Below are 21888 nucleotides of genomic sequence, written 5' to 3'. Positions count from 1 at the left end.
ACTTATGGAAAAGAAACTCATCTGCGTGATTTTGATTGCAGCCTTGACGGCATGCAACCAAAATAAAAACAGTGATGCGGAAGCATCAAATTCTAAAGGGATTGACAGCCTAACGCCAGCCCAGGCAGCACGCCAGCTGCCAACGGGTCCCGACACCAATGTAAAAATTACTCAAGAGTATGCCGCTTTGGCCGCTAAAGAGGCCTATTTTTGGGCATGGCCGCTGGTAAACATGTACAACCGCCGCATGGCTTTCAAGGATGTAAAAGAGCTGGCCTTGTCAGGACCTCTGCTTATGGCTCCGCTGAATCAGTTTACAATGCTTACCGATTATGTGATACCGACAGAACGTGCCATAGCCTGCCCGAACCAGGATGTGGTTTACGGTATTGGATGCCTTGCTTTGGACCAATCGCCGGTTGTGGTGCAAGTGCCTGATTTTGGCAAACGTTTTTGGGTCTACCAGATAGTTGATCTGCGCACCGAAAGTTTCGCAAAATTGGGAAAGATGTACGACAATAAGCCGGGATTTTATTTATTGGCAGGACCGGACTGGAAAGGAGAGGTGCCTAAGGGAATAATAAAAGTTTTCCGTTCGTCAACCAATACTGGACTCGTGGGGCCCCGTGTTTTTCTTGATGACACAAAAGAAGACCGAAAAGCAATTCAGGAGGTACTCAAATCAGTGGTTATGTATCCCTTGTCTGATTATGACGGCAAAATGAAAACCATCGATTGGGCCAATATCAAAAAACTTCCCGGAGGCGAAGGAGGAAAAGAAGAAGCGGTATGGGTAAACCCCCAGACATTCTTTGACGAGCTGCCTCTTGTGCTGGCAGATGCAAAGCCACTGCCAGGCGAGGAGGCGAAATACAAGCAGATACTTGCTGTAGTGGAAGCCGCAAAGAAAGACCCAAAACTAAAACAGGCGATGATCGATGCAGCGCTTGAGACAGAGCGTCAGGTAATAAAACCTTTAATGGAATTCCGCAGCTGGGGGATACAATTGCCGTTTCACTGGTCAGGGGTAGCGAACGGCGCCTCGTGGGGCACGGATTATTTTACGCGCACTGCAGTAGCCAAATCCAATATCCTGGTCAATGCCCCAAATGAAACACGCTACTTTTATCAGGATCTGGATTCAGAAGGAGGCCGATTGAACAGCTCGAACAAATATAAAATTACTTTTGCCAAAGGGCAGCTGCCTCCTGTTAATGGATTTTGGTCACTTACATTATATAACGAGCATCACTTTTTTGAAATCAACAAGCTCAACAGATATTCATTGGGGACAAAGAACAAGACAATGGCATATAATCCGGACGGTTCGCTCACGATTTATGTCCAGTCAGCGCCAACTGAGGCAAAAAGGCAGAACAACTGGCTTCCTGCAGTGGAAAAGGGGGATTTTTCCCTTTATCTTCGCACTTACTGGCCAAAGCAGGAAGTAGTAAATGGAAAATGGACTCCGCCGGCAGTAATAAAAGTTGAATGATGCTTTGAGATTGTAGCTTTGAAAGCAGTTTGGGTTTGATATTATATTTATGACTTAAACGTGCCCTGGCTCTTTTTTCTACGTTTTTGTTTTAAGAACAGCATACGCCAACTATTTGCCGCAAATTTAAAACAGATGAAAAATCTGCTGTATGGGCCTTGCAAGGTTTTCATTTTTCGGACTCCCATTTTTTTGACGCATCAGCAGATCTGCGTACAATCAAAATCACTAAATTTGAATAAAATATGACATAAAAACCAACAGATCTTTCACAATGGAAAAAGCGATACAACTACAGGTGAGAAAAGATTTGGATGCCCGCCAGCAGCATACGATCCTCAGACTCAAAGGAAGCCTGGTTTCAAAAGGATATACCGAGATCATCCATATCCTGGACCAGGACGAGGAGTTCCATATCAATACCTTTGAAACTGCCATAGATAAACGAAATGAAGCCCGGCAGTACATTGCCGCTTTCATAGATCAGGAAAACCTTCTGGACACGATCAGCATCAAATAATCAAAATGTCTGTATAAACCAGAGCCCGCCGGCAGTCAGGCCGGCGGGCTTTTTGCTTTTATCAAAGATCCTGCGTTTTTTGGGGTTGCGGTAATTAATTTTTTAGCCGGATGAAATATTAGTAGGTTCCAGTTATTATATGTTTTAGGGAGCTATTCCCGCTATGCGTTTCAATCTTTTGAACCGAACTCCGGCTCAAAAGGATTTGCACTTCTATCGGGGCTAGGTTTGCCTAGTTTGTCATTGGAGAATTTAAAGCAGCTATTTGGGATTAAAGCTATGGGAGATGGTTGAGGCAATGAGTAAATTAGTTACTACACTCAAGCAGCAGTTATATTTGAAAAAATGAGCGGAAAATACAAATAATGATGAATTATTAAACAGTTTTAATGTGAGATTTCATTTTCGAAATTGAAGTAATTAGAAAAAATAATAGCAAAAATGAAATAAAGTCAGCGTTTTACTAGTATAAATAAAAAAATGGTGCCATTTGGCTTCAATTGGCGCCATTTGGCTTTGTGATCCCTAAAGGACAGATTACACACCATTTTATGGAGGATTTGAAGAGATTGGCGTACTGGAAGTAGGCACTGTCTTTTAGCTGCACTAAGAACTTGGTTTGGATGTCCTGTTGGGGATTGAAGCAGAAATATATTTAGTTTTATATGTTATTTTACTCAAAGTAAAAAGAGACTGCCTTAATTTTTTGGAAAAAAAGAAATATCAGGTACAAAGTATTTAAAGTCCTGAGGTGGCAATAAAATGGTAATCAAAAACTCTTATACAATAGACTATTACTGTTGTATTGCATAGTAACTATATAAAAAGCCCTGAAATTTCAGGGCTTTTTATATAGTTGTAATTTATTTTCAGCAAACTACATTTTTGGAAGCAGTACTGTGTCCACTACATGTATGACACCATTAGATTGATTTACATCTGAAATTGTAACTTTAGCCTTATAGCCGCTCTCGTCACTAATGTACAAATCTTTTCCATCCATCCAGGCAGTTAGAGTTCCGCCGCTAACTGTTTTTAAAGAAGCTTTTCCTTTACCAGCTTTTATTGCTTTTGCAATATCAGAACTATTCATTTTACCGGCCACTACATGATATGTCAATATAGTTTGTAATGATTTAATATTCTCAGGTTTCAATAATGTTTCAACAGTTCCAGCCGGCAATTTACTAAATGCTTCATTTGTTGGTGCAAAAACAGTAAATGGCCCTTTACCTTGTAAAGTTTCAACTAATCCTGCTGCTTTTACTGCTGCTACCAAGGTGGTATGATCCTTTGAGTTTACCGCATTTTCTATAATATTTTTATTAGGATACATAGCTGCTCCGCCAACCATTACTGTTTTTTGTGCAAATGATGTCAATCCAAATCCCAATGCCAGGATTGCTGCTGCTAAAAATTTTCTAGTTTTCATAATTACTTTTTTAAGTTATAAAGTCATTTACGCTTTAATATTCTTTTTGGTTTTAAAAGAGGTAAAAAAATAAATTAAAATTAATACAAGGGACGAATTGATATAGTAATAATGAAAGCTCCAATATTCCCTATTGCTATTTTAGCATTATTCAGCCCAGTCATTAATCCAGTTGCTAACAGTCTGGCACCAGTTCTGGTCGTCATTCAAACAGGGAATAGCCAGGAAATTTTCTCCTCCATTTATCTCAAAATCTTCTTTGGCGCGCATGGCGATTTCTTCGAGCGTTTCTAAACAATCCGAAACGAAAGCAGGTGTTACAACGGCCAGATTTTTAATTCCTTTTGCCGGCATTTTATCAATTTCAATATCAGTGTAAGGCTCAAGCCATTTATCTCCAGCTAGTCGCGACTGGAAAGTTAAGCTGTATTTATCCTCGGGAAGACCTAATAATTGTACGACTTGCTTTGTGGTTTGATAACATTGGTGACGATAACAAAAATTATGTGCCGGCGAAGGTGTCATGCAGCAGGACCCGTCAATTTTGCAATGGGATTTGGTTACATCTGTTTTGCGGATGTGACGTTCCGGGATTCCGTGATACGAGAATAACAAATGATCGTATTGAAATCCGGCTAAATGTTTCTGAATGGAATCCGCCAGATTCCTTATATAATCCGGTTTATTGTAAAACGCAGGAACATCGGTAAAAGTCATTTGTGGAAATTTCTTCTTGCGGATTTCTTCTGCTTTAACCAAAATAGTTAATGTTGAAGCCATTGCATATTGCGGATACAGCGGAAAAAGCAGTACTTCTGTAACTCCTTTTACGTGCAGTTCCTGCAGTCCTTTCTCGATAGTCATACTTCCGTAACGCATTGCCAAAGAAACCGGAACGTTTACCAAAGGCTGTACTTTTTTCTGCATTCTTTCTGAAAGCACCACAAGGGGAGAACCTTCATCCCACCAGATTTTTGCATAAGCATGTGCCGATTCTTCGGGTCTTTTTCTTAAGATGATGCCTCGGACTAATAAAGCTCTTAGTAAATACGGAACATCGATCACATATTTATCCATTAAAAATTCATCTAAATAGGGCTTTACATCTTTTGGTGTCGGGCTTTCGGGAGATCCTAAATTTACTAATAATACACCTTTCATTTTTTTTTTTGCTTTTTACTTTAAGCTTCAGGCTTTAAGTATTTGTTGTTTAAATTGATGCTAAAAATAGTATTGGCTGCCTTTTAGAAAAAGGAAAAATATTATTTTTTATTTATGCTGTAATAAAATCGACGATGTTTTAAAGTTGGTAGTAACAGACATCAGGTATTTCTTTGGAGTTGTGGAAAATTTTTTCCTGAATCCCACAATAAAGTGGCTTCCGGTGCTGTAACCTATTTTAAGCCCCACTTCATTTACATTGTAGGAACCGCTGTCAAGCAGTTTTCTGGCGAAATCCATTTTGTAATCAAACAGAAAACCATAAACCGTATCTCCGTAAATTTGTTTGAAACCTATTTTTAATTTTTTCATGTTCAGTCCAATTTCATCTGCCAATTGCTGTAATCCCGGTGGTTCGGCCATATTGGCGATAATGATTTCTCTGGCTTTTCTGATTTTCAGCACGTTATCTTCATCAATCAAAAATGGACATTGTCCTGCGTTTGGATCTTCCATTTTATTGAAATACAAACTCAACAATTCGTATACTTTTCCTTTATAATAAAGGTTCTTTAGGGAGGGATGAAGGCTATAATGAAACAACTGTCTCAAAACAATAGCCATCGAAGGACTAATGTTCCCTTCGGTATAATCCTTTTTTTTCTTATTATCGGGGCTTAAAATAGTAATATAATCTGTTTTAACGGAAAATAATGAGTGAAATTTCTCAATCGAAACAATAACTGAAATCACCCATGAATTTGGAGAAAGCTCTAATTGAAGCAATGATTGCTGCAGATTGCACAAAATCAGTGATTTTTCCTCTTTCAATTCTAAAGTGCAATGATCCTGACTGGACAAAAAAAATGCATTGCCTTTTAGTCCGAAATGAAACTGTATCAGGCCGGCACCTATTTCGTGCTGTGCAAAAAAAGATTCTGAACTCTCGTTCTGGAAACGGATAAGGGTAAGGCCTTGCTCAATTTGTATTTCTTCCTGCATTTATTTGATATAAAAAATTATTGACTTTTCAAGATAGTGTTTAGGCGGTTATTGCCTATTTGCCCCTAAGACTGCGGCAACCTGGATATTTATTTTATTGGAAAGCTTGCTTTTAACCAAATTTGGGATTTCAATATTAAAATCACTGGCATTTACGCTGAAATTACATGAAATGCTAACCCCTGATGGTGATCTGCTTATCTTTGCAGCTGTATTTATATCCCTGGATTTACCGTGAAGTTCTAATTTGCCTTTAATGATAAAATCCTTAGCATCTGCGCTTAAACTTTGAAGATCAAATCCTTCTATTTTTCCTTTAAATACGGCTTTTGGATATTGGTCACTTTCGATGTAATTTTCATTAAAGTGTTCTTCCATTAAAGCAACCTTAAACTGGAAACCTTTCATCAGGGCTAAACTTGCAATCTCTCCTGTTGCTGGATTCAAAACAAAAGTAACATTCCGATTTACTGCTTTAACTTCTTCAAAAGAAGCAACGGAAGCTTCAAAAGTAACTTTTGCCGATTTACTGACCATTTTTTCTTGTGATACGCCAATGGCGCAAACACACAGCATTGCAATAAGTATTGTTTTTTTCATTATTTCGCCTTTATTTTTTTATAAAATCATTCTACTTTTGCGCAGTCTTATTTTAAAACTGCAATAATTTGAATTTTGACTTTATTATCCAGTTTATATTTAATAAGCGCTGGAATTGGAATGTTAAAATCACTTGCATTTATTTCAAAATCAGATATAAGGGTGACTCTGGAACCCGATCTTGTAATTTTTGCACTGGCACTTATATCCTTGGATTTTCCATGTACTTCTAATTTTCCTTTTATGATATAATCTTTATAATCTTCAGTTAGATTTTTAATGTCGAATCCTTCTATTTGCCCTCTAAAAATAGCTTTTGGATATTTATCGGTTTCCATGTAATTTTCATTAAAATGTTCTTCCATTAATGCCATTTCAAATTCAAATCCTTTCATTAAAGCCAGACTTGCTACTTCTCCTGTTACGGGATTTAAAACAAAAGTTACGCTGCTGTTAGTTCCCACAACCGGCTGAAAAGAGGGAACTGAAGCTTCAAGGGTTATTGTTGCTGATTTGGTTACTATTTTCTCTTGTGAAAAAACAATAAAAGAAGCCAATAGCATTGGCATAATTATGATTTTCTTCATTTTCTTGTTCTGGATTATTGTTCTAATAATCCATCCTGATTCCATTTATTTATAATGTCAATAGTCGCTTGAGGCAATCTTGGGCCACCCTGTGGCATTAAGGAACTATCTCCATTTTCTAAAGAAATTCGTGTAAGCAATCCTCGATTTAAAACTGCATTTTTAACCTGTTCATAAGTAACTAAAGACATCGGCGCTCCATTTTTAGGAACTGCCGCATGGCATACAACACAGTTATTATCAATAATAGATTTTACATTTTGGCTGTATGTTGCCAAACCATTAATTGGTGTAGAGTCAATTAAAGTACTTGGATCATCGTTGGCACAGCTTACAAAGATTGAAGCTAATGATGAGATGGCCAAAAGGGTTTTTAAATTCATAAGATTGGTTTTTAGTTATAAATAAATACATGATTTTTTTAAGGATCATCAGGCATTTCAAAATTATATACGTTGAAAAGAATAATACAGATTTGGCAAGAGGCATATTTAATGATTTAAATCCAATAGGTATTTTTTAACGTAGATAATTTGAAATACTAAAAACCAGTTATGAGAAAAAAAATACTAATTACAATTTTCCTTTTTATAATAATCGGAATTTCCGCATGCCTCTACATCTACAAAGGGCATAGAAATATAGAATCAGAAACTGCCGATTATGTTGTAACCGTTAACGAACTAGAAAGAGAGTTTACTTCAAACGACTCTCTGGCTTACATCAAATATCAGGACAAAACAATTGAACTATCTGCACGAGTAACAAGTATTGATAAAGCCAATAATGGAATTGTTATGAGCGAAAAAGTATTTGTGACATTCAAAAACCGTTTGCCGCAAAATATTATATCTGGAAAAACCCTAAAAATTAAAGGGCGTTTTTTAGGATATGACGAATTGCTCCAGGAATTTAAAATAGACCAATCTTCAGTTGTACACTAATACAAATAACAATTTAAAACTAACCTCATGAAAAACTTTATTCTATTATTTTTTTTATTTCCGCTCTTAACCTTCTCCCAAACCGATTTATTGTCTGGAGTAGAAACTCCTTCTGCAAAAGAAAAAGTGACATCTGCATTCAAAGCCTTAAAAATCGTTAATCTCGAATCTACTAAATTGGCCGCAAAAGGCGATTTGTATTTTGTTGTTGCACACCGATTCGGCTCTATTAAAGATGGCTTTGAAGGTTTCTATGGACTCGATAATGCCAATACGCAGATTAAATTTATTTACGGTGTAACAAATGAACTCAACGTAAGTGCCGCCAGAAGTGAATTTGCTTATGATTTTGCGACAAAGTATATGTTGCTTCCTCAAATAAAGGACGGTTTTCCTGTTACTATCGCCGGCTTTAATAGTTTGTCTATCAACAATACATTAAAAGAAAGCCTGTATCCTAAACTTCAATTTAAAGACAGGCTTACGTATGTTGCGCAGCTGCTGATTTCCAGAAAATTCTCTGAAAAGCTGTCTTTAGAAATTGTGCCGTCATTCTTTCATCAAAACTTTGTTGATGACGTAGACCAAAGCAATTCCCAATATGCCATAGGATTTGGAGGAAGATATAAATTCGCTAAGCGCTGGTCCTTAAATATGGATTATGCGGCGCATTTAAACAGGGCGCCAAATTCTCTTTATAAAAATCCATTATCTATAGGTTTTGATTTAGAAACCGGCGGACATGTTTTCCAAATGCATTTTACCAGTTCACAGGCAATTGATGAGGCTGGGTATCTGGGAAGAACCACTGGCGACTGGACAAAAGGAGATATATTTTTTGGATTCAATCTTGCCAGGGTTTTCTAGTATCTGCTTTATAATTAAATTATTAGGTAATTTCTGTATTTAAAATGATTCTAAATTGATCGATTTTCAATTATTTCTAAAACCGCAGCGATGAAGTACACGTAGATAATTTTAAAAACTTAAAAGAACTATGAAAACTAATAAAATAATCAAAAGAGGAATCTTTATACTTAGTGGGATATTTGGGCTGTTTGTCGCGATTTTGCTTTTTCATATCATAACGGCCAAACCACCGGTTTATGATACGCCAAATCTTCAGGTAAGCAGAATCGATTTTAAATCAGATATCGATTCTCTGCAGGCCAGAAAAATCTGTGCCGACCTTAGAAGCATAAAAGGCCTGACATCAGACTCTATCATCGTTAAAAGAAATGTTGTGGTGTACTTCCACAACAATAAAATTACAAACTCTGAGAAAGTTTTCAAAGAGTTGATGGCTAAAGGACGTTATGATGCCCAGCGTTATATTTTACCAGCCAATTTAGCAAACAAAGAAGTCTGCCCCATGAATCAAAATAGTTTGAGCTATAGACTGTCTCAAAAGATAAATCGTTTTTTTAATTAACCCTTTAATACCTTTAAATTTATGAAAATTTATTCAAAACTTACACTTAGTGTATTACTTGCTGCATCTGCAGCTATGATTTCCTGCAGCAGTAATGACGACGAAACCCCAGCACCTCCTGTAAAGGCATCAATCTATGAACGCTTAGGCGGGACTAAAATGGTTGCCGATCCCGATAATTCAGGTCAGATGATCGAGCAGGGACGTTTGAGTTTCCGAAAAGTCGTAAATTCAGCTATAGGATTAATTGTTGCTGACGTTCAATCGAATGCTGCAGGAAACCTGCAGGCACATTTTGCCCCTTTGTTGGCAGAAACTGGAACTACCCAGTCTACCAATATTGCTAAATTATCAGATAATCTGACTGATTTCTTTTCATTTAACACGGGAGGCACCAATGCTGTAAATACATATTCTGGTTTGAACATGGTTGCTGCTCATGATCCTGCAAAAAATCCTCGTATGGGGACAAAATCCAGCAGTGCGGATTATACAAAATTCGAAGGGTATGTAGGGGCTGCGGCCAATGCAAACGGTGTTGCTTCAAATACAGAACTTTATACTGATATCGTTGCTGTATTGGAATCATTGAGAACTCCTATAGTTCAAAAATAATTTTCTTCTCAAAACGCTGCCTTATTAAGGCAGCGTTTTATATTTCATTACTATTTGCAGTGCCGGACTCTTAATATTATACAATCAGTACATAAATATTTTGAAACTCAGATTTCTTGTATAATGGCATGAATTATATAAAATTGCCAATTTGAATCCATTTACTTCCCAGAGATATATTAAATCCTTCTGGCGTTGTTATATATAAATTAGTTAGTAATATTTTTTTGAACTTTTTAAGCAGAGCATAAATATGGAAAATTTTAATATGTCCAGATCCACTACTTTTTACGCATTAGGGTTAAGCTATAAGAAAGCAGATGCAGCAATTAGAGGAAAATTTAGTTTAGATACTAAAGCGCAATCTGATTTATTGATGCAGGCCAAAGCGGAAGGTATAGAATCATTAATAGTTACTTCTACCTGCAATAGAACTGAAATTTATGGTTTTGCCCATCATCCTTATGAACTCATCAAACTGCTTTGCGAAAATAGCAATGGATCTGTAGAAGAATTTCGGCAGGCTGCTTATATCTATAAGAATCAAGAAGCTGTCAGCCACATGTTTCGGGTAGGAACAGGTTTAGACAGTCAGATTCTGGGTGATTTTGAAATCATCAGCCAGATTAAAACCGCCTTTAACAATAGTAAACGGGAAGGTTTGGTCAATACATTTCTGGACCGGTTGGTAAATACAGTTATTCAGGCGAGCAAAAAAGTTAAAACGGAGACGAAAATTTCTTCTGGTGCAACTTCAGTTTCTTTTGCATCAGTGCAGTATATTATCCGAAATGTGGCGGATATTGGAAACAAAAATATTTTGTTATTCGGAACGGGGAAAATAGGAAGAAATACGTGCGAAAACTTAGTAAAACATACTAAAAACAGCCATATTGCCCTTATAAACAGAACAAAAAACAAAGCCGAGTTACTGGCTAGCAAGCTGAATGTTATTGTAAAAGATTATGCTGATTTAAAACAGGAACTGCAACAGGCCGATGTGCTGGTTGTAGCTACAGGAGCACAAAATCCGACTATTGACAAAACATCGCTTGCTTTACAGAAACCCTTATTGATCTTGGATTTATCCATCCCTCGCAATGTAGATACCAATGTAGAAGAAATCCCCGGTGTAACTTTGATACATCTGGATGATTTATCTCAAATTACTGATGACACGCTAGAAAAGAGAAAACAGCATATTCCTGCTGCGGAAGCCATTATTGATGATCTGAAATTAGAACTGAATACCTGGGTGAACGGCCGAAAATGTGCTCCGACTATTCATGCCTTAAAATCCAAGCTAAATGATATTGTATCAGCAGAATTTACTTTTCAAAAAAAGAAAACAACCCATTTTGATGATGCACAGATGGATTTAATCAGTTCAAGAATTATTCAAAAATTAACAAACCATTTTGCAGCCCACTTAAAAAATGAAAATACTTCAGTAGATCAAAGTATTGAATTTATTGAAAAAGTATTTCAGATAGGAGAACTTGCACCGAATAAGGCTTTTTCACCAATAGAAGAAAAATACAAAATCAATCTGTCATAAATGCTTAATCAGCTGCAGTTTCAAACCTACAGCAAAGTTCTGAAGCAAGTGATACAAAAATAGAACCCGTCAGCTGCGCTGCACGCTGCGACGGGCTTGTCCATAAACATAATCTTCCAAAAAATGTTTACTTAATTCTGCATGGGAGTAATCAATTCCTCATTTGGTAAAGTTATACTAATTAATTTGATGATAATTATATGATTATTAATTAATTTTATAATTAGCTTTTTTACTATAAATAACCTGAGATCATTAAGCCATTTTAAAAAAGGCAGGCCGGCTTGCCAGCTTGAGCAGTAAACTAATTTTCTTTCTCAGCTGAGCAACAATTGATAATCAGAGAATGAGAGCGGAAAATTCAATAAATGATAAATAGTCAACCATTTTTAATAGGTTTTCATTATTTCAATTAATAGAAATTTAAAAAAAAGGAGGATGTAGGCTATTCCATTTTTGGTGTTCGAATCCTGTTAACTTTTAACTTACGCTAAGCTTTAATTTATCTTATTTTTCAAGTGGATTGGGAAGATGATTATTTGAAATTATTAGTCAAAAACAGTTTATAAGCATCTTTAAGGGTTAAACACTAAAAAAACTTAAGCTTAAACTTTTTAATCAAATAAAGTATCAGTCGAAAGGATCTAATTATTGAAACCAGGCATTAAAATTCTACTTTGGCTGCACAAATTTAAACTATTATCATGAGAAACTATTCAAATCAAAATTTGACGATGATTTTAGATTTTTTTACTACGACTAAGGGGTTTGGATAAAGTTCCGCCAGAGTATAGTATTGAATCCCAAAAAGCGCATATTGAATAGGATCAATATGCGCTTTTTAGTTTGGACTTTTTATAGAATTAGACTTTTCCTAAAGTATAAAGCTGCTCCATTGTAGGTGTAAGGCTTCCCCCTGCAGGTTCCAGCGTGATGCCAAAAGCCTCAGCGGAATCGGTTTGGCTTACGGCGAAGATTTTTTGAGAGTTTGCTTCAAAATTATCCAGCAGACCAATACTTGTTGGTGTAAGCACCGGACTTAGTTTTAAAGACCAAACCTGGTAAACCATTCCTTTTGGAGGGTTTGGCAGACCTGCCGCGTCGATATAAGTCGTTTTTGTTTCTTTGTTCCAGTACACTTTTGCAAATGATGCCGGAGATACTGATTGTCCGCCCAGAGTAACGCTTGTGTTTTTAATGTCTCTCACAATGCTCAGGTTTTTCTCACTCTGTTTATTCTGCTGGTCTAAAAAAGCATATTCTCTTTCAATTTTATTTTTTTCGCCTCCAGCCTCAGAGACTGCCTGTTTAGATTTTGCCAGTTCTAAAGTCTGATATCCAAAACCTAAGAGTAGTAATACGGCAGCCGCCCAGCTCAAGTACTGCGAACGGTTTGATGGTGATTTTATATTGACAACTTTACCATGGTTAAGCTCTAAACGCGCTTTTGTTTTCTCGAAATTGGCAACCGAATGGAAAGGTGAGAAGCTTGATGATAAGACCGAAACAGCTTTTTCTATAGAAATGATTTCACTTTCAACCTCGGGGTTTTCTCTGGCCAGTTCGGCAATTTCCAGGTTCTCTTTTTCTGTCAGCAGGCCGTAAACGTAAAGTTCTAAAATGCCTGATTCAATATATTGCTTATCTTCCATTATATCTTTAAATAATTTCTTAAATCGTTGATACAGTTTCTGTTTTGTGTTTTGATAGTGCCCAGCGGCATGGCAAGCTCTTCCGATGCTTCCTGTTGGGTATATCCCTTAAAGAATAGCAAATCAATAATCTCGATACATTTAGGTTTCAGTTTTTTTACGAATTCCTGAATTCCTATAGAATCAATTCTGTTTGTGAGCTTGTTGCTATCATCTAATAGATTTACGAAATTATCCGAGGAAAGGTTTTTTTGGGTGTTGTTGAAATTTTTGGATCGCAGCTTGTCAATAGATGTATTCCTTGCAATATTAAGGATCCAGGTGTAGAACCGGCCCTTGCTTTCGCTGTATGTATCGATGTTCTTCCAGATTTTTACAAAGACTTCCTGCAGGACATCTTCGGCTTCTTCCCGGTTTTTTACCAGAACATTTATGACCGAAAATAAGCTTTTTGAGTACATATCGTAGAGATGGGTGAAAGCTCTTTCATCTTTTTTGCGGATTAATACCAATAATTCTTCTTGGCTCATAGGATTGGATTTAAAGCTTAAATAAATTTTAATTTCTTATAAAGTGGTAATGCCGGATAAAGGTAATTTATTTTTACGTAAATAGTCTAAAAGCAGAAATAAAGGGTATCACTTTCAAAATGCCAATTTTCGAGGGGTAAGCTGTGAGGATGTTCTTCTCTTGCACCGTTGCTTTTTCTATTTCCATAAACAGGAATAAGTCAATTTTTAACCTCTGTCGAGCGGCAATTATTAATATCATTTATTAGAACTTAAGATTCAACTAATGGTTGAGATGATGAATAATTTTCTAAATGAGATTGGCCCTTACTGGAAGTAGAAGATGTCTCTATATTTTTTAGTATTTCGGTTTGGATGCCCCGCTAGGCACTGAAAAAAAATATTTGATTTCACAAATGATTTTAAATAAGATATTTCTTTTATGATTTATTAGAAGCAGACAGCCAACATTACCTTTTTGTGGCAAAAAGAAGCATACCCAGTTTAGTTAGTTGAATTTAGAGTTATCCGCCCTGCATTACATCTTTATTGTATTTGTTCCGATATTCTAATGGCGACAGCCCTGTAATTTTCCTAAACACCTCCCGGAAGGCTTTAAGGTCTGAATAACCCACCTCGTACATAATTTCATTAATAGTCCTGCGGCTTGTTTCGAAAGATTTTTTAGCAGCTTCTACTTTTATCCTTTGCAGATATTCTGTTGGCGTATTACCAGTAGCTTTTATAAAGCGACGGTCAAAGTTGCGCCTGCCAATGGCAAGACTGGCGGCCAGATGTTCAATTGAGATCTTTTCTTCCGGTTTGCTTTCCATATATACCTGTGCTTTTTTAACCAGTTCATCGCTATGTGTTTTTTGTCCCTCGAAAATAATAAAAGTTGACTGATTTTGCCTGCCTATATCAATCTGGAAAACCTTGGAACAAAAAATGGCAGTTTGTCTGTCGTAATATTTCTCCACCAGATAAAGGATAAGGTTCAGGAAAGAATAAGCCCCGCCATTGGTATAAATTCCCTTTTCATCTGTGATCAGCTGATCGGTTTGTAGATTGACTTTAGGATAGCGCTGCTTTAGTTCATTTGCAGCTGACCAATGGGTAGAACAACTCTTACCGTCCAGTAATCCTGATGCTGCCAAAAGGTAAGCTCCGGTACATATACTGGCAATGCTGGCTCCATATCGATATTGTTTTCCTAACCAATCTATCAATTGGCCATTAACTTTAATAGCCTGCTGATAATTATGGTTTAACGATGGTATAATAACAAGGTCGGTTTTGCTGATTTCTGCTATATTTTTGTGCGGTCTTGCAGTAAACAATCCGCCATAGAACCCGACTTCGTCTGAAATCCCTGCCAGTTCAATGTTGAAAATTTCTCTTTTTCCAATTTCTTTCTGATAGTTGTTAGCCCGCGTAAAAATCTTATAGGCGCCAACAATGCTGCTCAGGTTATTTTCGCCGTCAGGAACAAGTATGGTTAAGTTTTTCATAAATACTGCTTTGCGTAAAGATAAAACTTTATGCTGTCCAAATCAACCCGTTAAATTGTCTGAATAACACCCTTTAAAAACGTAATTTGGACAGTACATTTGTTATTCAATGTTCCTATAAAAAACTAAATATTTAATTTATGAAAAACACAGTTACCTTTTTTACACTGGCTTTTATCAGCCTTAGCGGTTATACATGTAATGCCCAGCAAATAAATGCTAATCAAATAAAAGCAACGACTATGAGAACAACACCTGTTAAAACTGAAAAAAATCTTCTTACGGCTCAGGAAAGGGATTATGCTGTTCAATTTTTAAAAGAAACCGAATCAGGGGTTTTTGATGCAGTAAAAAGCCTGAACGGGGAACAATCAACATTTAAGCCTGCTGCCGACAAATGGAGTGTGGAAGATTGTGTCAAACATATTGCTGCTGCAGAAAAAGTACTTTGGGCGATGATCGAAGAATCATTAAAGCATCCGGCAAACCCCGAAAAAAGAGAAGGAATTAAATTTACGGATCAGCAATTAATCAAGGCCGTGGAAGATCGCTCGCAAAAATCAAAAACATTCCAGGCTTTAGAACCGGCAAATTCGAATCATAAAACAATGGCGGAGGCGCTTGCTTCTTTTAAAGAGAACCGTGAAAAATTGATCACTTTTGTTAAAAGCACAAGAGAAGACTTACGAAACCATGTATCTGTGCTTCCTATCGGCACCTATGATGCGTATCAATTCATACTGCTCATTTCGGCCCACAGTAATAGGCATACACAGCAAATTGAGGAGATAAAAGCTAATATTGATTTTCCAAAGAAATAATAATACTGAAACCAAGCCAGATTAAATTAGGATTGACAGCTTGTCTGGTGATGATTTAAATTTACAATTTAATTGTTTTATGGGGTTAATTTCCGATACTTTGTCCCTATGTAATCCAGAAAGTCGGGTTCAATTCCCTGCTGGCAAATTAGCGTTTGAATTTGTGCCCTGTGATGAATCGAATGATAGTTTAACTGTAAGGCAATATCTTTTGGACTTACTGCCCATTTGGTATTGTCAAATCCAATGAATGTGACTTCATCACTTAATTCTTCATCAGTCTTCGATGCGATATATTTAAGCCATAAATCGAGACTTTTACTCCATTGTTTTTCTAAATCATCAAAGCAATAAAGAGGATCCCACCAAGACATTTGTGCTGCTTTTGGATCATGTAAGATTCTTGCCATCCATTTATATTGAGAATTTATTAAGTGGCTAAAAAGTTTAACCGCCTCGGTTTTATCGGATAACTGCAGGATTTTCAAAAGAAGTTTTTTATTGGCAGTGTCATTAAATATAAATGTATCTATCAAATATTTCTTCATACTTATAATCAGACTTTTTAATTAGGAAAAAAATTAAATCTAAACCTTATTGCTATATTCTTTCGGATTAATATTGTTAAATATTTTATTGAGCTAATATAAAACTAAAAATTAGAATAATTATAAAATGAATTGCCCAGCCTAAATATTTGCAGAGACAGTTTTGAAAAGCTAAATTTGTATTTATGGCAAAACTTATAAACCTTAAGATATTCTCTCATTTCTTCCGTTCTTCTTCAGCAGGAGGCATTATATTATTAATCTGTGTTATTATATCGCTTTTTATCGCTAATTCCGGGTGGTCGGAAGGTTTTAAGGAAATCCTTAATTTAGAACTCGGATTCAATACATCTTCTTTGCATTTAAAATATCCCATTTTACTGTGGATCAATGACGGGCTTATGGCGATTTTTTTTCTGCTTGTAGGATTGGAAATAAAAAGGGAAATAATTGAAGGGGAGCTCTCTTCATTTTCCCAGGCTTCCCTGCCGGTTTTAGCGGCAATAGGGGGTGTAGCCGTTCCGGCTTTGATTTATTTCTTTTTTAATAATGGAGATCTGCATACCTCAAAAGGCTGGGGTATTCCAATGGCCACAGACATTGCATTCGCACTGGGGATTTTGTCCCTTTTGGGAAATAAAGTCCCTTCAGGGCTTAAAATATTTTTAGCTGCCCTGGCTATTGTCGATGATCTTATTGCTATTTTGGTAATTGCTATATTTTATTCCTCAGAATTGAATTTTGTCTATTTAGGATATGCAGGGGCACTTTTTGTGTTACTGATTATCTTTAATCGGATGGGGATTAAAAATCTGCTTTTTTACCTGGTTCCTGGGGTTGTTATCTGGTATTTTATTCATCACTCGGGCATTCATGCCACTATTGCCGGTGTACTGGTAGCCATTACGCTGCCCACTAATGAAGAAGATACCGATTCGCCGCTTGAAAAATTAGAACATGCCCTCACGCGTCCTGTCAATTTTATCATTATGCCTGTGTTTGCCCTTGTCAATACCAATATCACTTTTGAATCAACGATGATAGAGGGACTTTTCAGTAATCTGGGGCTGGGTATTATCCTTGGATTGTTTTTAGGAAAGCCAATTGGAATCTTTGCGATGTCATGGTTGTCGGTAAAATTTAAAATTGCCCAGCTTCCCCAATCAACTACATGGACCCACGTCTTGGGACTCGGGTTATTGGGTGGAATCGGTTTTACGATGTCCATCTTTATTGCCTTGCTCTCGTTTGGAGACCTGCTGCATCAAAATGAAGCCAAATTCGCCATATTAATCGCCTCTACAATAGCGGGTATTTCCGGGTTTTGTATTTTGAGTCTGTACAATAAAAAGCAAAAAAAGACTTTTCAGGAGCATTAAGGCTTCCTGAAAAGTTCCACATCTTTAACTGATAATCTCTCATTAAGCCATTTTTGTAATTTTTCATTTTCAGCCTTATTAAGGTCTTTGGGGGCATCATAGATGACAGCCGTTATGGCAGTGGCGCTGTCCTTCTGATTGATTAATGTGCTTTTGGTTATGGAGAGTGAACTTATAGCGGGAAATAACACCCTGGTCTCTTTTAAAATCTGACGGCTGTCAAATTTGTTTTTGGTCAGTTCTTTTTCCAGCTGCATGATCTTGACGTCCTTGAGACTCATTTCATTTTCACTGCTTTTGATCTGGTTCAGGATATCCCCTTTTAAAGCATTGAAACGATCGGTGCTGTCCTGTCGAATCTGTAACTGGGTGCCGGCCAGGTATTTGTTGCGGTTCAGCCTGTTGGTAAGATCTTTTATTTCTAAAGCGGAGAAACGCTTTGATAGGAAAGCCAGTTCGAGTTTTTTACTTTTGGAATTAAAATCGGTTTTTTTATAAACTACAGTATACCCTTTATTGCTGAACTCGCTTTCGATAAAAAGATTTACATTTTTTTTAAACTGCTGTTCCCTGTAGAGCGAGTAGGCAAGATAACTGCTGGGCACCAGCATAATGGTAATTAAAAAAGCGATGGTATATTTTACGCGTTTTTGATGTTTTTCATCTACCTGTTTAACGGCTGGATAATTAAGATATTTAATAATTAAAAAAGTGGCAATTCCTATAAATACGCAGTTGATGCAGTAGAGATAAAAGGCGCCAAGGAAGAAGGTCCACTGCGCGGTAGCGATACCGTAACCAGCCGTACATAATGGCGGCATAAGCGCCGTTGCGATGGCAACCCCGGGAATAGGATTTCCTTTTTCGGACCTTGTGACGGCAATCACCCCCACGACACCCCCAAAAAAAGCAATAAGGATATCATAAATATTAGGGGATGTCCTGGACAGCAGTTCAGACTGTACATCCTTGAAAGGGCTCAGGTAAAAATATAACGTTGAAACCACCAGACTTACCACTGTTGCAATAAGCAGGTTATTGAGGGATTTTTTAAGCAGTGAAAAGTCGTAAATGCCCAGTGCAAACCCGGCACCTACAATGGGTCCCATAAGAGGGGATATCAGCATGGCCCCAATGATAACAGCCGTTGAGTTTACATTCAGTCCAACCGAAGCCACAATAATGGCGCAGGCCAGAATCCAAAGGTTGGCCCCTTTGAAGGTTATGTTTTTCTTTACGGCCTCTAAGGTTTTTGCCCTGTCATCTTCTCCGTCCCGAAGGTTGAGTAAATCTGTAATTTTTCTCATCATCTATAAAATTAGTAGCTAAATACCTTTTTTTGGCATGTATAGCTAAGATAAGACTAATTTTAGTAATTATTAGGCTTAATGCGTAAATGACAACAGATGGAAATTGGTGTAAGTGTAGCTGTATTTAACGCAAAATTTTATTCAAAAATCATGGATTTAAGCCTGTTTCTGTAGGACTCCAGTACATCTGATTTGGTGATAAAACCGTAATATTTGCCATTTTTCAGCACGGGAAGGAAGACCTTATTGCTTTTTTCAAACTTGTTCATCACCGTTTCCATGCTGTCAAAGAGGTGGACTGTCTGGATGGGCTGCACCATAATATCCCTGACAATGATATTTTTGGTTTTAAGATTGTCGAAAATTACTTCCCGTATATCATTGAAATAAACGAGGCCTTCCAAATCATTTTCATCACTGACAACGCCAAAAATCACCTGGTCTGAGTGTGCAAGAAGTTCGGCTACATTCTCAAGGTACTGAGTGGCTTCCACGGTGAGGTAATCTTTTTTGACAAGATCCTCGATTTCCAGTGTGCAGAGGATATTAGTGTCCTTGTTACTGGTAAAAACATTTCCTTTTTTGGCCAGATTCTTTACATCCAGGGAGTGTTTTTCAAAACGTTTGGAAACAGCAAAACTCACAGAGGCAACTATCATAAGGGGAATCATCAGATCATATCCTCCGGTGATCTCCGCAATAAGGAAAATAGCGGTAAGCGGCGCGTGAAATAACCCGCTCAGGATTCCGGCCATACCAACAAGAGTGAAATTGCTGACCGGTAAATCGGTAAGGCCTGTCAGATTTAAAAATTTTGAAAAGAAATAGCCAGCGTAAGAGCCCAGAAACAGGGAAGGGGCAAAATTACCGCCATTACCGCCGCTTCCAAGGGTAATACCCGAAGCAAAGGCCTTGAGCAGCATTGATAAGCCCACAAAAACCAGTAAAACCCAATGATCACCGGCATAATCTGCAAAGAGCGTATTTTCCAGCAGCTTCCCAGGATCTTTATCAGCCAGGGTTTTAATGCTTTCATACCCTTCGCCAAAAAGGGTCGGAAATATAAAAATCATAAGACCTAAAATGCAGGCTCCGATCAGTGCTTTTTTATAAATGCCAAATTTCAAATGGGCAAAATAGTGCTCGGTTTTTAGAAAATTCCGTACATAGAAAACAGCGATGAAACCGGTAAAAAGTCCCATTAGTACATAAAAGGGGATATTATGATAATCGAACGTTTGTTTTTGCCTAAAAGCCAGTAATATATCATCATTTAATACAATTGTAGAGACCAGTGTACCTGTGGCGGCTGCAATCATGATAGGGGTGAAGGCAGAAATGGTTACATCAACCAGCAATACCTCAATGGCAAATAAGACCCCTGCTATCGGGGCGTTAAAAGCGGCTGCTATACCGGCGGCGACGCCGCAGCCAATCAATAAGGTCCGTTCCTGATAAGTTAACTTGAACTGCTGGGCAAAGTTGGAACCAAAAGCGGCGCCTGTTATGACAATCGGGCTTTCCAGTCCGGCAGATCCCCCGAGACCAACAGTGAGTGAGCTGGTGATAATCTGGGCATACATTTGTTTTTTGGGAATAATACTGGCTTTTCTCGCAACAATATATAAAATTTGTGAAGTTCCTTTTTCTAGGGTTCCTCCTAATACTCTTCTCACAACAAAAACAGTCAGCAGGATACCAATAATGGGTAAAATACTATTGATAAAACTTAGTTTTAATGTACTGTTAATATAAGTTGCAAGTGAATAGACCCAGTGCGCAAAGGCTTTTAAAAAAATAACGGCAAAGGCAGAAGTAATTCCGATTAAGACACTGGAAAGGAAGATGAACTGTTTTCTGGTTAATTTTTCCTGACCCCAAATTAAGAGGTTCTTTGCCTTTACGAATTGTTTTTGGAACATTTTATTGAATTGTATTGTATTGTAGAAATACAAAGTTAACTCTCAAAAACGGTTTTCGGGAAAAATGAAATGTTAATCTAATGCCAATTTAATCCAGATATAATGCAATGATACCTGTTATTTTTGAATCGCGTTGTATGTTGTTTCTGTGTTATTGCTAATGATAACATTGTCCCACCAATCAGCATCATCATGCCTTCCACCATCATCGAATCTCAGGATATGCAGAAAGAAGTACAGATGGGCGCTGCATTGTATGGGGGCAGACCCGGCTGGTTTGAAAAACTCAAACCCGGCTTAAGCATATTCTAAATATGAAGATTATTTCTACCTTGGAAGAAATAAAGAAGGTTTCTTCAAAAGTTTCCTGTCTTGTGCGGCCATTTTCTTCAGGCAGATAACGGCCTTTTTTTTCGTCTTCAAAATACTGCCTGTTCAGGGGACTGTTTCTTTAAAACCTTGTGAGCTTAGAAACGCCCTATTACCTCCATAATATCTTTTCTTTGCTGCTCCAGCGAATATTGCTTGGTCAGAAAAAACGCGGCCTTGTTTTCCATGGCAAAGCTCCTGTCGGGATCACTTGAGGAGGTCGTGTAGATGATTACGGGTATATCGCCGAAGTCCGGATCCATTTTAATGCGCTGCAGGAATGTCCGCCCGTCCATAATGGGCATATTGAGGTCCAGAAAAATTAAATCCGGTTTTCTAAAGTTCTCAGATCTGAGTTTTTCAAAGGCATCAGCCCCGTTTACGGCTTGCTGCAGTAGAATTGAAGGATGGGTTTCGGCCAGCAGGTCCGCAAAGATTTCGCGGTCATCGGCATCATCATCAATTAAAAAAATGGTCGTCATAATGTGTAATAAGGGAGTGTAAATATACTATTTTCACTA

22 protein-coding genes are annotated in these 21888 nt (G+C 37.4%); 9 read left to right on the top strand and 13 right to left on the bottom strand.

Features of this window, described 5'->3' with window-relative positions:
* Positions 1–4: 4 nt before the first annotated feature.
* A complete protein-coding gene (locus OZP11_RS02865; RefSeq protein WP_281233719.1) occupies positions 5–1495 on the top strand; it encodes a DUF1254 domain-containing protein in 1491 nt (496 codons plus the stop codon).
* 274 nt (positions 1496–1769) lie between these two features.
* Positions 1770–2015: a hypothetical protein gene (locus OZP11_RS02860; protein WP_177209601.1), complete on the top strand. Its 246-nt coding sequence runs from the start codon at positions 1770–1772 to the stop codon at positions 2013–2015.
* A gap of 877 nt (positions 2016–2892) precedes the next feature.
* On the opposite strand, the gene OZP11_RS02855 is transcribed toward OZP11_RS02860, so the two are convergent.
* The 6 genes from OZP11_RS02855 to OZP11_RS02830 all read right to left on the bottom strand — a co-directional run bounded on the left by OZP11_RS02855 (position 2893) and on the right by OZP11_RS02830 (position 7180).
* Positions 2893–3447 carry a fasciclin domain-containing protein gene (locus OZP11_RS02855; protein ID WP_177209600.1) on the bottom strand — a complete coding sequence of 185 codons (555 nt, stop codon included), beginning with the start codon at positions 3445–3447 and terminating at the stop codon, positions 2893–2895.
* A gap of 147 nt (positions 3448–3594) precedes the next feature.
* Complete coding sequence (hemH, locus tag OZP11_RS02850) at positions 3595–4608, bottom strand: ferrochelatase (RefSeq protein WP_177209599.1); 1014 nt, start codon at positions 4606–4608, stop codon at positions 3595–3597.
* Between the two features lie 108 nt (positions 4609–4716).
* Complete coding sequence (locus tag OZP11_RS02845; protein WP_281233718.1) at positions 4717–5610, bottom strand: AraC family transcriptional regulator; 894 nt, start codon at positions 5608–5610, stop codon at positions 4717–4719.
* Between the two features lie 48 nt (positions 5611–5658).
* Positions 5659–6210 carry a YceI family protein gene (locus OZP11_RS02840; protein WP_177209597.1) on the bottom strand — a complete coding sequence of 184 codons (552 nt, stop codon included), beginning with the start codon at positions 6208–6210 and terminating at the stop codon, positions 5659–5661.
* A 47-nt stretch (positions 6211–6257) separates the two neighbouring features.
* A complete protein-coding gene (locus OZP11_RS02835; protein ID WP_177209596.1) occupies positions 6258–6797 on the bottom strand; it encodes a YceI family protein in 540 nt (179 codons plus the stop codon).
* A 14-nt stretch (positions 6798–6811) separates the two neighbouring features.
* Positions 6812–7180 carry a hypothetical protein gene (locus OZP11_RS02830; RefSeq protein ID WP_177209595.1) on the bottom strand — a complete coding sequence of 123 codons (369 nt, stop codon included), beginning with the start codon at positions 7178–7180 and terminating at the stop codon, positions 6812–6814.
* Positions 7181–7351: 171 nt separating this feature from the next.
* Here OZP11_RS02830 and OZP11_RS02825 point away from each other — a divergent pair, with 171 nt between their 5' ends.
* The 5 genes from OZP11_RS02825 (at position 7352) to hemA (ending at position 11346) form a co-directional block, all read left to right on the top strand.
* Positions 7352–7741 (top strand): OB-fold protein, encoded by a 390-nt coding sequence (locus OZP11_RS02825; protein ID WP_177209594.1) that lies wholly within the window; start codon positions 7352–7354, stop codon positions 7739–7741.
* A 27-nt stretch (positions 7742–7768) separates the two neighbouring features.
* Complete coding sequence (locus OZP11_RS02820) at positions 7769–8608, top strand: DUF5777 family beta-barrel protein (RefSeq protein ID WP_177209593.1); 840 nt, start codon at positions 7769–7771, stop codon at positions 8606–8608.
* Between the two features lie 130 nt (positions 8609–8738).
* On the top strand, positions 8739–9173 hold the full coding sequence (locus OZP11_RS02815; protein ID WP_177209592.1) for a hypothetical protein: 435 nt from the start codon (positions 8739–8741) through the stop codon (positions 9171–9173).
* 21 nt (positions 9174–9194) lie between these two features.
* Positions 9195–9788, top strand: a complete 594-nt coding sequence (locus tag OZP11_RS02810) for a globin family protein (RefSeq protein ID WP_142452369.1) — start codon at positions 9195–9197, stop codon at positions 9786–9788.
* A 253-nt stretch (positions 9789–10041) separates the two neighbouring features.
* Entirely contained in the window at positions 10042–11346 is a 1305-nt protein-coding gene (gene hemA / locus OZP11_RS02805; RefSeq protein WP_177209591.1) for a glutamyl-tRNA reductase, read from the top strand.
* A gap of 863 nt (positions 11347–12209) precedes the next feature.
* Here the strand turns inward: hemA and OZP11_RS02800 are convergent.
* From OZP11_RS02800 to OZP11_RS02790, 3 genes are all read right to left on the bottom strand, one after another.
* Positions 12210–12998 (bottom strand): anti-sigma factor, encoded by a 789-nt coding sequence (locus OZP11_RS02800; protein WP_281233717.1) that lies wholly within the window; start codon positions 12996–12998, stop codon positions 12210–12212.
* Entirely contained in the window at positions 12998–13528 is a 531-nt protein-coding gene (locus tag OZP11_RS02795) for an RNA polymerase sigma factor (RefSeq protein ID WP_177209589.1), read from the bottom strand. The genes OZP11_RS02800 and OZP11_RS02795 overlap by 1 nt, the downstream gene beginning before the upstream one ends.
* Positions 13529–14031: 503 nt before the next feature.
* Positions 14032–15018, bottom strand: coding sequence for a GlxA family transcriptional regulator (locus OZP11_RS02790; protein WP_177209588.1), 987 nt, complete (start codon positions 15016–15018; stop codon positions 14032–14034).
* Positions 15019–15158: 140 nt separating this feature from the next.
* On the opposite strand from OZP11_RS02790, the gene OZP11_RS02785 reads away from it, so the two are divergent.
* Entirely contained in the window at positions 15159–15839 is a 681-nt protein-coding gene (locus tag OZP11_RS02785; RefSeq protein WP_177209587.1) for a DinB family protein, read from the top strand.
* Between the two features lie 77 nt (positions 15840–15916).
* Here OZP11_RS02785 and OZP11_RS02780 read toward each other — a convergent pair whose 3' ends face one another.
* Positions 15917–16387: a DinB family protein gene (locus OZP11_RS02780; protein WP_255462966.1), complete on the bottom strand. Its 471-nt coding sequence runs from the start codon at positions 16385–16387 to the stop codon at positions 15917–15919.
* A gap of 185 nt (positions 16388–16572) precedes the next feature.
* Between OZP11_RS02780 and nhaA the strand changes: the two genes are divergently transcribed.
* Positions 16573–17766 carry a Na+/H+ antiporter NhaA gene (gene nhaA, locus OZP11_RS02775; RefSeq protein ID WP_177209585.1) on the top strand — a complete coding sequence of 398 codons (1194 nt, stop codon included), beginning with the start codon at positions 16573–16575 and terminating at the stop codon, positions 17764–17766.
* On the opposite strand, the gene OZP11_RS02770 is transcribed toward nhaA, so the two are convergent.
* From OZP11_RS02770 to OZP11_RS02760, 3 genes are all read right to left on the bottom strand, one after another.
* The gene (locus OZP11_RS02770; protein ID WP_281235497.1) at positions 17763–19073 is read right to left on the bottom strand and encodes a DUF389 domain-containing protein; all 1311 of its coding nucleotides are present in this window, start codon (positions 19071–19073) and stop codon (positions 17763–17765) included. The two genes, nhaA and OZP11_RS02770, sit on opposite strands and share 4 nt — an antisense overlap.
* A gap of 140 nt (positions 19074–19213) precedes the next feature.
* A complete protein-coding gene (locus OZP11_RS02765; RefSeq protein ID WP_177209584.1) occupies positions 19214–20998 on the bottom strand; it encodes a chloride channel protein in 1785 nt (594 codons plus the stop codon).
* 467 nt (positions 20999–21465) lie between these two features.
* On the bottom strand, positions 21466–21849 hold the full coding sequence (locus OZP11_RS02760; RefSeq protein ID WP_177209583.1) for a response regulator: 384 nt from the start codon (positions 21847–21849) through the stop codon (positions 21466–21468).
* Between the last annotated feature and the right edge of the window lie 39 nt (positions 21850–21888).

The sequence above is a fragment of the Flavobacterium gelatinilyticum genome (assembly GCF_027111295.1).
GTDB classification, from domain to species: Bacteria; Bacteroidota; Bacteroidia; order Flavobacteriales; family Flavobacteriaceae; genus Flavobacterium; species Flavobacterium gelatinilyticum.
The sequence above is the reverse complement of the archived record's forward strand: the minus strand, read 5'-3'. Positions and strand labels throughout refer to the sequence as shown.

Excerpts from the sequence above, each read along its gene's own strand:
- OZP11_RS02865 (WP_281233719.1), top strand. The coding sequence starts at position 5 with ATGGAAAAGAAACTCATCTGCGTGATTTTGATTGCAGCCTTGACGGCA.
- OZP11_RS02860 (WP_177209601.1), top strand. The coding sequence starts at position 1,770 with ATGGAAAAAGCGATACAACTACAGGTGAGAAAAGATTTGGATGCCCGC.
- OZP11_RS02855 (WP_177209600.1), bottom strand. The coding sequence starts at position 3,447 with ATGAAAACTAGAAAATTTTTAGCAGCAGCAATCCTGGCATTGGGATTT.
- hemH (WP_177209599.1), bottom strand. The coding sequence starts at position 4,608 with ATGAAAGGTGTATTATTAGTAAATTTAGGATCTCCCGAAAGCCCGACA.
- OZP11_RS02845 (WP_281233718.1), bottom strand. The coding sequence starts at position 5,610 with ATGCAGGAAGAAATACAAATTGAGCAAGGCCTTACCCTTATCCGTTTC.
- OZP11_RS02840 (WP_177209597.1), bottom strand. The coding sequence starts at position 6,210 with ATGAAAAAAACAATACTTATTGCAATGCTGTGTGTTTGCGCCATTGGC.
- OZP11_RS02835 (WP_177209596.1), bottom strand. The coding sequence starts at position 6,797 with ATGAAGAAAATCATAATTATGCCAATGCTATTGGCTTCTTTTATTGTT.
- OZP11_RS02830 (WP_177209595.1), bottom strand. The coding sequence starts at position 7,180 with ATGAATTTAAAAACCCTTTTGGCCATCTCATCATTAGCTTCAATCTTT.
- OZP11_RS02825 (WP_177209594.1), top strand. The coding sequence starts at position 7,352 with ATGAGAAAAAAAATACTAATTACAATTTTCCTTTTTATAATAATCGGA.
- OZP11_RS02820 (WP_177209593.1), top strand. The coding sequence starts at position 7,769 with ATGAAAAACTTTATTCTATTATTTTTTTTATTTCCGCTCTTAACCTTC.
- OZP11_RS02815 (WP_177209592.1), top strand. The coding sequence starts at position 8,739 with ATGAAAACTAATAAAATAATCAAAAGAGGAATCTTTATACTTAGTGGG.
- OZP11_RS02810 (WP_142452369.1), top strand. The coding sequence starts at position 9,195 with ATGAAAATTTATTCAAAACTTACACTTAGTGTATTACTTGCTGCATCT.
- hemA (WP_177209591.1), top strand. The coding sequence starts at position 10,042 with ATGGAAAATTTTAATATGTCCAGATCCACTACTTTTTACGCATTAGGG.
- OZP11_RS02800 (WP_281233717.1), bottom strand. The coding sequence starts at position 12,998 with ATGGAAGATAAGCAATATATTGAATCAGGCATTTTAGAACTTTACGTT.
- OZP11_RS02795 (WP_177209589.1), bottom strand. The coding sequence starts at position 13,528 with ATGAGCCAAGAAGAATTATTGGTATTAATCCGCAAAAAAGATGAAAGA.
- OZP11_RS02790 (WP_177209588.1), bottom strand. The coding sequence starts at position 15,018 with ATGAAAAACTTAACCATACTTGTTCCTGACGGCGAAAATAACCTGAGC.
- OZP11_RS02785 (WP_177209587.1), top strand. The coding sequence starts at position 15,159 with ATGAAAAACACAGTTACCTTTTTTACACTGGCTTTTATCAGCCTTAGC.
- OZP11_RS02780 (WP_255462966.1), bottom strand. The coding sequence starts at position 16,387 with ATGAAGAAATATTTGATAGATACATTTATATTTAATGACACTGCCAAT.
- nhaA (WP_177209585.1), top strand. The coding sequence starts at position 16,573 with ATGGCAAAACTTATAAACCTTAAGATATTCTCTCATTTCTTCCGTTCT.
- OZP11_RS02770 (WP_281235497.1), bottom strand. The coding sequence starts at position 19,073 with ATGAGAAAAATTACAGATTTACTCAACCTTCGGGACGGAGAAGATGAC.
- OZP11_RS02765 (WP_177209584.1), bottom strand. The coding sequence starts at position 20,998 with ATGTTCCAAAAACAATTCGTAAAGGCAAAGAACCTCTTAATTTGGGGT.
- OZP11_RS02760 (WP_177209583.1), bottom strand. The coding sequence starts at position 21,849 with ATGACGACCATTTTTTTAATTGATGATGATGCCGATGACCGCGAAATC.